Source organism: Thomasclavelia sp., assembly GCF_017889095.1.
Classification (GTDB): Bacteria; Bacillota_I; Bacilli_A; order Erysipelotrichales; family Coprobacillaceae; genus Thomasclavelia.
Genome location: NZ_JAGHEW010000123.1, coordinates 1 through 9617 on the forward strand (window position 1 = coordinate 1; position 9617 = coordinate 9617).

The following is a 9617-nucleotide window of genomic DNA, read 5'->3' on the forward strand; positions in this document are numbered from 1 at the left end:
ATTATGTCGAAAAGTTTGCAAAAAAGAATCAGTTAAGTTCAATAACTTTAGGTTCTCAGTTTAAACGAAAAACAGCTCATCAATTTTATCTTAATCATGGTTTTAAAATCATCAAAGATCATAAGATCTTTGAAAAAAGGTTATAATAACAATTTTAAAACTTCATAAAAAATAGATAACCCCAGGCACGTAGGAATGCTCAACAAAATTTGTCTACCCCATTTTGGGAGCTAGCATTTTCCCTTTACAAGTTATCTACATATAGTAGATCCAAAATCACAAATAATTCAAGTCAATTTATAAATTTAATAATTCGGAAAATCAAAGATAAGTTGAATATATACTATATTTTATCAAGTAAATAAGTGGAAATATTAATAATAGACTTGCATTTTTCATAAAATTGATTTAAACAAAAATAGCTAAGCAAACCTTAGCTATTTTTCATTATTTATCTACGCCTTCTTTTTGTGCTAATGATTTTTCATAAACCTTAAAGAATGGATAATATACAACAATACTGATTGCAATTAATACTAACATGAAAATCACATTTCTAAAATCAAGCGCTGATAAAAATCCTTGAGCAAAGAATGGTGTAAACGATGGATCAACAATATATCCCATACTTACTAAGCCAATTGATTGTACTAAATATCCTAAATAAATTGAAATACAAGGCATTAATACAAACGGAATCGCTAAAATTGGATTTAAGACAATTGGTCCACCAAAAATAACTGGCTCGTTGATTCCACAAATTCCCGGAACAATACTTAATTTACCGATTGTTCTTAAATGTTTAACTTGTGAAAAACACATTAATAAAACTAATCCTAAAGTATTTCCCCCACCACCAAGGATCGCATAACGATACATTTGTAAGTTCATTACATGTTCAGCTGCATTTCCAGCGTTAACTAATTCTGCATTTAAGCCAGTATTAGTAATTCCTAAGGTAAAGACAAGTGGGAAAATGATTGAAGAACCATTAATACCAAACAACCATAAAACATTAGAAAATGCAAAGATAGCCATATAAGCCCAAACGTTGTCAATTCCCGAAATAGCTGGTGTTAAAAAGCTCATGATAAAATCTGGTAAAGATTTTCCAGTTGCTGCAATTAAAACAAGATTTAATCCATAAATAATAATGATATTAAAAGCTAATGGCAACAATGAATTAACAAAATTGGTTACAGCTGATGGTACAGTAGATGGGAAGGTGAAAACCACTTTCTTTCCTACTACCCGACAAATTTCAACTGATAATAAACCAACAATCAAAGCTACAAATAAACCGTCAGCTCCTAAATAAGTCATTGATAATTGACCGTCACTAACAGGTGCTACAATCATCAAGAAAACACACATTGAAATAATTCCCGTGATTGCAGCTTTCATTTTATAGCTTTCAGCTAAACAATAACTAACTCCAAATGAAGTAACTAAACCAATTAATCCCATTGTCATTGTATATGGAATGGTAATTGCATCATAGTTAGCTACAGCCCATTGTTTCCAGGCAATTAAAGCTTTTAAAAAGACATTACTAGTGTTTAAATCAACTAAATCTAAATTGATTGGTGGATTGGCGATAATTAAGAAAATTGACCCAACCACGATTAATGCAAGTGACATCATCATCCCATTAGAGATTGCTTGTAGATGTCGTTGATTCCCTAACTTATCTGATAATGGTGCTAACCATTTTTCTAATTTATTGATCATTATTTTCTCCCCTATTAAAATTGCCATCCATTGAATTTAAATGCTGTATCACAAACATTTTCTGGATCATATTCTTCTAAAATTTTAGCATATCTTTCTTTATAATCATTATCCACTTCTTTTTGTGGATAAACTTTACTCGCTTCATTTAAGAAATGGAAAGAATCACGTCCCATTGCTTGTCCCCTTTGAGTATGTTTATCTAATGCATAATCAGGTATTTCTGGGAATTTACCCATTGCAAATGATTTAATACAAATATTTTTTAATAAATCACTTGAACGATCTTTTTCACTTTGACATAAATATCTGATTGCATGAATGAAATACATTGGACGATCACCATCGGCATATTCAAACTGACGGCTCATTTGGAATAAATTGTTAACCATAATTGCTGCCATTGGATTTCCCATACCAATATCTTCAACTGAAATCGTAAGTAAGCGTCGCCATAATTTTTCTTCTAACTGTGGTGAAGAAATATAAAGTTCATACGCAAACATACATGCTTGTTCTTCTAACCCTCTTCTAATTGATTTTTGTAATGCGGAAATAACTTCATCTCCGGCATAACCATTTCTAGTAATAATTTTTGACCATGGATCATACATTTGTTTTGCCATTTTCTTGCCCCTTTCTTGTTTCTGTGACATAATTAAACAAGAGGTGTTATTATGGAAATTGAACATTTAATAGAAAAATATGAACTAAACGATTTAGAAAAACAAATTGTTTCTTATATGCAAGAACATCTTGATACATTAAAATCAATCGGTATTCGTCAAATGGCTAAAGATAATTACACTAGTACCTCTACTATTTATAAACTATGTAATAAATTTGGTTTTAATGGTTATAGCGATATGATCTATCATCTAACTACCAATAAAGATACACCCCATGATTTTAAAGATAAGTATCTTGATTATAAGAAAGAATTTTCTGCCTTATTAAGCGATAAAAATAAACGAATCATTGTTTTTGGTCTTGGTTTTTCTGCCCCAATCGCCCAGTATTTACAACAACGTTTAATTTTAGCTGGCTATCAAGCTTTATGTGTAGTTCACATGGAAATGTTTGCGCCAATTTATAACCAGAATACAATCTTTATCGTTATTTCTTATTCTGGCCAAACTCCACGATTAAATGAAATTGTTGCTACTGCTTGTAAAAACAATATTCCTATAATTAGTTTTATCGCCAATAAAGAATCTCCAATTTATCAAAGTTCATCATTACCAATTTTAATCGGTGATTATGATTCATTTTTCCATAACAGCAACCGTTCTAACTTCTTTTTTGGTGAAACGATCATTGCTTTTGAAACTCTCTTATTTTAATTATTCGACAATATTATACAAATTAACTAAAACTATTAGTTGATTTAGACAGTAAAAAAAACATGTTATCAATTTTATAACATGTTTTTTTATAATTACATACTTTCTTTTAAAATTGCGACGATTTCTTCATGAGTTAAAACTTTATAACCACCTTGATTAATAAAAGTACCATCAGCAATACCTTCAAGCATATCTTCTTTAACTCCTAAATCAGTAAGATTCATGACTAGACCAATTTCATTCATCCAAGCTTCCATCGCTTTTAATCCTTCATTAGCAATTTCTAGATCACTTTTACCTTGAGGATCAACATTCCATACATTAAGAGCATAACGCTTAAACTTTGGCAATCCTGCTTCCATGATATGATGGTAATATGCCATTGATACTGCTGCTAAAGTCATTCCATGAGTAGCATCACTATAAGCCCCTACTGACTGACCAATCATATGAACCATCCAATCAGTACTTTTTCCTTTAGCAATCAAAGTATTTAAAGCCCAGGTAGCAATCCACATGATATTACTGCGAGCTTCATAGTTTTCAGGGTCTTTGATAGCAATTTTAGAACTATGAATCAATGATTTCAATAAACCTTCCGCCAAATAATCAGAAGTATTATAATCATCACCAGAGAAATATTGTTCCAAGATATGTGACATAATATCATAGAATCCAGCTACCATCTGATATTTAGGTAAAGTATAAGTAAATACTGGATTTAAGATTGAAAACTTAGGATAGACGTTATCACCAAAAACATGACCAATTTTTAATTTAGTTTCATGATTAGTAATTACCGCTCCACCATTCATTTCCGAACCAGTTCCTACCATCGTTAAGATACATCCAACCGGAATAATTTGATTATCAACATCTTCCATTCTTAAATAATATTTATCCCATGGATCTTCATTACAATAAGCTGAAACTGATACAGCTTTAGCATAATCACAAACTGAACCACCACCAACAGCTAGAATTAAATCAACTTGATTATCTTTAGCAATCTTACAGCCTTGATAAAGCTTTTCAACTGTTGGATTTGGCATAACTCCAGGATCTTCAAAGATTTCTTTATCGTTATCTGTCAAGATTTTAACTACTTGATCATAAATACCATTTTTCTTAATTGAACCGCCACCATAAACAAGCATTACATTTTTGCCATATTTAGCTAATTCTTCACTTAAATAATTTAATGAATCTTTTCCAAAATATAACTTAGTTGGATTAGAATATTCAAAATTTCCTAACATTTCTATCACTCCTTCGCTATTATTCTAACCCTCACCAATCAAAACAACAAATACTTATATCTTATTATAATCTATGCTTAAAAAGCATATAAACACTATTCACTATAAGCTTTATCTAAAGCCTGTAAAAAATCATCAATCAATAATTGACTATCTTCTAAACCTAAATAAACCCGTAAATGCCCTATATTTAGTCCTCTTTGTTTCAATTCATCTAAATTATTTCCTTTATAAACCGCCATAATCAAACTTTCAAAACCACCCCAGCTATAAGCAATCGTAAAATGATTTAGGGAATCAATAAATCTTTCAATTATTTTTGGTGTTGCTTCTTTTAAAACAACCGAAAGCAAACTGCCATAACCATTTAAATACTCATCAGCTAATGCTTTTTGTTTATTTTCAAAAGCATAAGGATGATAGATTGTTTCAATTCGCGGATCTTTTTTTAAAACATCGATCATCTTAATAACGGTTTCATTTTGGGCTTTTATTCTTACCGGTAAAGTTCGAAGACCACGTATTGCTAGCCAGGCATTCATCGGTGCCATCGTTCCACCTAATAAAATAGAAGCAAATTCATCAATTTTTTTAATTAACTTTTCATTGCTTATTACTACCCCACCAACAATATCGCTATGACCACCAATATATTTAGAACAAGAGTGGATCACGACATCAATACCATGAAGCAATGGATTTTGCAGTAATGGTGTTGCCCAAGTATTATCAATTACTGTATAAATATTTTTTTCTTTAGCTTTGTTTGCAATTAATTTTAGATCCAGCATGGCAAACTTTTGCGATGAAGGACTTTCAAAATAAATCATTTTAGTATTATCATTAATATATTTAAAAATATCTTTAGTATCTTCTACGTCGATTCTAATAGAACTAATCCCAAACTTTTCTAACTGTTTGATTAATTTAACGCTTGAACCATACACCGTATTAACAATAATAATATGATCATTTTGGCTAAGTAAACTTAAAATAGTCCCTGAAATTGCTGCCATTCCTGAAGCAAACGCTCTTGCTGCTTCACCATTTTCTAATTTAGCTATTTTATTTTCTAAAAGTTTGATCGTAGGATTACCATCACGGCTATAAGTAAACGCAAATTGATCATTATTAACAGCTAAATAATGTTGAAAGTTCTTAAATTTAAAATTAGAAGCCTGTACTATCTCTGGTACAACAGCATCATAGTCATAAACATTATCCTGAACATCTAAACATACATTATCATTATCTTTCATATCTTTTTATACCTTTCATTAAATCTCATTATTATTATACTTAATTAAAATTTTTATCGCCATTTAAATTTCAATATATTATAATTTTTATCGAGGTGAAGTGAATGAAAGCAATCTGGTATCAAACATTAATTTATTTACTAATTATGATGATTGGTTATTTATTTAAAAAAATAAAATTACTAAAAGCTACGGATAGCAATGTTCTTGCAACAATCATCATTAATTTAACTTTACCTTGTTTATTCTTTTCTAGTTCCCTTGGCTTTAAATTAAATAGTTTTATTATTTTGATGATGTTGCTAGGTTTAATCGCTAATCTTATCATGCTTGCCATCACTTATCTTTTTACCAGTAAAGAAAAACCATTAGCTAAAGGCGTTTATCTAATCAGTGCTTCAGGCTATGATATCGGTAATTTTATTTTACCTTTCACGATCAGTTTCTTTTCTAGTAATGAAGTAATCTATCTTAGCAGCTTTAATGTGACTAATACGATCATGTGTTTAGGGCTAACTTATGTGTTAGCTTATTATGTGGTTAATCATAAAAATAATTTTACTTGCACTGATTTTTTTAAACAACTATTTTCATCAGTATCTTTAGATGTTTATTTACTAGTTATCTTACTAGCTATTTTTAAGTTACAAATTCCTGATATAGTCATTGATATTACCAAAACAATTGGTTCAATTAATATTGTTTTAGTAATGTTGATGATTGGTTTAAAACTAGATTTTTCTTTTAATAAACAAACAATTAAACCTGTATTTAAAATATTAACTTTACGCCTTATTAGTGCCTTTATTTTAACAGGTATTACTTATTTTTTACCTCTACCCAAACCAATTAAATCAGTTTTAACAATTACCTATTTTGCACCATTAGTTTCCGTATCTTCTATTTACGCCAATAAATTAGGATATCAAGGTGATAGTGTAGCTAAAGCAACATCACTTAGCATTATTATCTCTTTAATTATTAGCAGTATTATATTGAGTATTTAAAAATAGCTAATTAAAAACTAATTAGCTATTTTAACTTGATAATTTTGACTATCTTGGCCAATACAAACTTCCACTTCTCCTGGTTCTACGACAAATTCCATCATTTCATCCCATATCAGTTTAACTATTATACTTTATTTTTTCTTATCTTTGTTACTATACATAAATGTTCCTACTAATACAGCAACGGTTCCTAGCAAGGTAGCAAAACCCTCAAGACTTTTCCCTAAAAATATCATAGCTAATCCTCCAGTTATACATAAAACAGAAATAATAAATCCAAATTTTTGTCCGGTACTTTTATATCTTATATTGGCATCAATTAATTTATTTTCCATTTTTTGTCGATGTACTGACTGATTCTCAGCCATACATATAAGTCTATTGGCTGAGCCTGATAATATTTTTTCGTACTTTTCTAAATGATTTGGATGTGGGATAGGTCCTGAATACTTTTCTACTTTTTCAGCCACAAATTTTATTACTTGAATTTTTTGGGTATTCGTTAAATTAGATTTATCAATGATTTCAGCTACATCATTAATATCAACCAATCCTTCTTCACTTTCTTCATTGATTTTTACTTTAGATTGTTTGTCTAATATTTCTTTCATAATCATTTATCGATTTATTTAAATCTTTACCAATGCTTTCCCAATCGCTTCTCAATGCTTCCGTATCATTTTTAAAACACAATCTGTCAAAAGTTTCATTTAAGGATAATGGATTTGCTTCCAACAATGAGCCCATTCCTTTTATAAAAGACGAAAAAACAACACCATTGATCATATCTTTCATAAAATCCCTCCTTCTATACATTTATATTAGCACTTATTGTTAGCGAATACCATTGCCAAGAATTCTTTTTACCTATGCATGCATAATTGTTTTCTAAAATAGCCCCGCAATATTAAAATCATTTATGTTGATAACAACTATTGTTTTTTTAAAGTATTTTAATTATATTTTACTTCATAAAAATACCTCCCATTATTCATATACTCCCCAATTTGAAAAATCTCTTTTTTATTTTTTTATTTTTTACAAAAAAAATAGCTAATTGAAAACTAATTAGCTATTTTAACTTGATATACTTGATAATTTTGACTATCTTGACCAATACAAACTTCTACTTCTCCTGGTTCTACGACAAATTCCATCATTTCATCCCAGATAGCAAAGTCATCATATTCCAACTTTATAGTAACTTGTTTAGTAGTATGAGCTGGAATCATTACTTTTTTAAAGCCTTTTAATTCTAGTACTCGTGTAACGATTGAAGCATTTAGATGTTTTAAATATACTTGAATAACATCTTCACCATCGTTGTCACTAAGATTTGTTACTTTTAAATTAATGGTAAAACCATCTTGTTTTAACGATGCGATATTTATTTTATTAGGGAGTAAAATATCATGGTATTTAAAAGTAGCATAACTTAATCCATAACCAAATGGTAATAATGATCCTGATGGTAAATCAACATAATCTTTTTGAGCACCATTATTTTTATGATTATAATAACATGGTATTTGACCAGCATGATAAGGTAAGGAAACAGTTAGATGACCACTAGGGTTATAGTCACCAAATAAAACATCACTAATTCCTAGACCACCTTTAGCACCAGGATAAAAACTAATTAAAACAGCTTTAGAATATTTCATTACATCTGTTAGAACATGAGGACGACCTTGAATTACTACAGTGACAATATTTCGATTAACTTGATATATTTCCTTTAATAATTGATTTTGGTATCCTTCTAATTCTAGTGTCGCTAAATCAATATTTTCACCACAATTCATTTCGTTTTCAAGTTGAATTTTTAAAGCACCATTATTTTCAAACTCATTTTGATATAACCGGGTACTATTACCGCCTAACACTAAAACAACTACATCGGCTTCTTTGGCTTGTTTTAATGTTTTTTCTAAATCTTCAAACTGCTTTAAACGAGTAGTACAACCTAAACTATAGCTTGGAACGTTAAGCGTTTTTTGACAAATCCCCTGATATACCGTAACAATATCCGTTTCTTCTTGAAAAGCGGTATAATCACCCAACTGATTTAAATAGTTATTGGCATTAGGGCCAATGACAGCTATTTTGGCTTTTTTATCTAAAGGTAAAAGATGGTCGTTTTTTACTAAGATTTGTGATTCCTGTGCGCTTTTAAGCAATAAATCATCACTTTCAGGAAATTCATAGTTATTGCGCGGTTTAAATAAACCTAATTTCTCTTTTAATTTTAAAATTCGAATAACTGCCTGATCAATTTCTTTTTCCTCTAGATAACCTTGTTTAACCGCCTGATCCAATTGCAAATAAACATTATCCCATAAACTTAGATCAACACCAGCTCTAATCGCTTTACTGCCCATTTTTAATGGATCTCTATTCATTAATAATAACCGTTCCAATGCTTGACCATCAGCCATAACAATACCATCAAAACCATATTCAGTTCTTAAAATATTAGTTAATAACTGTTTATTGACATGACAAGGAATGCCATCGATTTCATTATAAGCGGCCATTACTGCCTGAACATTTTCTTCAACTGCTGCTTTTACTGGCGGTAAATGAATTTCACGTAATTCTCGTGGTCCAATGATTGCCGCATCAGAGTTATGTCCGCCACTAGCTGCCCCTTGTCCACATAAATGTTTTAAAACCGGCGTTACCCCATTATCATCTTGATTAAAGCCTTTGATTGCTGCTTTGGTCATAGCACTAGTTAAATAAGGATCTTCACTAAAACATTCTTCACTTCTGCCCCAGCGCGGGTCACGTAAAACATCAAAACCCGTAAATAAAGCTAGATTACCGCCTTTACAAGCTAATTCATTACTTACATTTTGCGTGATTTGTTTCATCAAATCAACATTCCAAGATGATCCTATTGCCAAAGAAACTGGGTAAACAGTACTTTTTAAAGCCATGTGCCCATGAACACATTCTTCACTAATTAAATCGGGAATCTTAAATCTAGAATGTTTCTTAATATATTCC

The 9617-nt window shown here is 30.2% G+C and carries 9 protein-coding genes; 2 read left to right on the forward strand and 7 right to left on the reverse strand.

Annotated elements, in window-relative coordinates:
- Window positions 1-447 precede the first annotated feature (447 nt).
- Window positions 448-1731 carry a PTS transporter subunit EIIC gene (locus tag J7M77_RS05435; protein WP_296876811.1) on the reverse strand — a complete coding sequence of 428 codons (1284 nt, stop codon included), beginning with the start codon at window positions 1729-1731 and terminating at the stop codon, window positions 448-450.
- Window positions 1732-1745: 14 nt separating this feature from the next.
- The gene (locus J7M77_RS05440) at window positions 1746-2357 is read right to left on the reverse strand and encodes a hypothetical protein (RefSeq protein ID WP_296876813.1); all 612 of its coding nucleotides are present in this window, start codon (window positions 2355-2357) and stop codon (window positions 1746-1748) included.
- A gap of 51 nt (window positions 2358-2408) precedes the next feature.
- Here J7M77_RS05440 and J7M77_RS05445 point away from each other — a divergent pair, with 51 nt between their 5' ends.
- Window positions 2409-3074, forward strand: coding sequence for a MurR/RpiR family transcriptional regulator (locus J7M77_RS05445; protein WP_296876815.1), 666 nt, complete (start codon window positions 2409-2411; stop codon window positions 3072-3074).
- A gap of 95 nt (window positions 3075-3169) precedes the next feature.
- On the opposite strand, the gene J7M77_RS05450 is transcribed toward J7M77_RS05445, so the two are convergent.
- Window positions 3170-4336, reverse strand: coding sequence for an iron-containing alcohol dehydrogenase (locus J7M77_RS05450; protein ID WP_296876817.1), 1167 nt, complete (start codon window positions 4334-4336; stop codon window positions 3170-3172).
- Window positions 4337-4431: 95 nt separating this feature from the next.
- On the reverse strand, window positions 4432-5595 hold the full coding sequence (locus J7M77_RS05455) for an aminotransferase class I/II-fold pyridoxal phosphate-dependent enzyme (RefSeq protein ID WP_296876819.1): 1164 nt from the start codon (window positions 5593-5595) through the stop codon (window positions 4432-4434).
- Window positions 5596-5699: 104 nt separating this feature from the next.
- Between J7M77_RS05455 and J7M77_RS05460 the strand changes: the two genes are divergently transcribed.
- Window positions 5700-6602, forward strand: a complete 903-nt coding sequence (locus J7M77_RS05460) for an AEC family transporter (RefSeq protein WP_296876821.1) — start codon at window positions 5700-5702, stop codon at window positions 6600-6602.
- A 134-nt stretch (window positions 6603-6736) separates the two neighbouring features.
- Here J7M77_RS05460 and J7M77_RS05465 read toward each other — a convergent pair whose 3' ends face one another.
- The 3 genes from J7M77_RS05465 to J7M77_RS05475 form a co-directional block, all read right to left on the reverse strand.
- On the reverse strand, window positions 6737-7216 hold the full coding sequence (locus J7M77_RS05465; protein WP_296876824.1) for a DUF2335 domain-containing protein: 480 nt from the start codon (window positions 7214-7216) through the stop codon (window positions 6737-6739).
- Window positions 7188-7400: a hypothetical protein gene (locus tag J7M77_RS05470; protein ID WP_296876825.1), complete on the reverse strand. Its 213-nt coding sequence runs from the start codon at window positions 7398-7400 to the stop codon at window positions 7188-7190. Before J7M77_RS05470 ends, J7M77_RS05465 begins: the two co-directional genes overlap by 29 nt.
- 269 nt (window positions 7401-7669) lie before the next feature.
- Window positions 7670-9617: glycoside hydrolase family 3 N-terminal domain-containing protein (locus J7M77_RS05475; RefSeq protein ID WP_296876826.1), on the reverse strand; the 1948-nt coding region annotated here is incomplete at its 5' end.

Coding starts and splice junctions, on each gene's coding strand:
- J7M77_RS05435 (WP_296876811.1), bottom strand. CDS start 1,731: ATGATCAATAAATTAGAAAAATGGTTAGCACCATTATCAGATAAGTTA.
- J7M77_RS05440 (WP_296876813.1), bottom strand. CDS start 2,357: ATGGCAAAACAAATGTATGATCCATGGTCAAAAATTATTACTAGAAAT.
- J7M77_RS05445 (WP_296876815.1), top strand. CDS start 2,409: ATGGAAATTGAACATTTAATAGAAAAATATGAACTAAACGATTTAGAA.
- J7M77_RS05450 (WP_296876817.1), bottom strand. CDS start 4,336: ATGTTAGGAAATTTTGAATATTCTAATCCAACTAAGTTATATTTTGGA.
- J7M77_RS05455 (WP_296876819.1), bottom strand. CDS start 5,595: ATGAAAGATAATGATAATGTATGTTTAGATGTTCAGGATAATGTTTAT.
- J7M77_RS05460 (WP_296876821.1), top strand. CDS start 5,700: ATGAAAGCAATCTGGTATCAAACATTAATTTATTTACTAATTATGATG.
- J7M77_RS05465 (WP_296876824.1), bottom strand. CDS start 7,216: ATGAAAGAAATATTAGACAAACAATCTAAAGTAAAAATCAATGAAGAA.
- J7M77_RS05470 (WP_296876825.1), bottom strand. CDS start 7,400: ATGAAAGATATGATCAATGGTGTTGTTTTTTCGTCTTTTATAAAAGGA.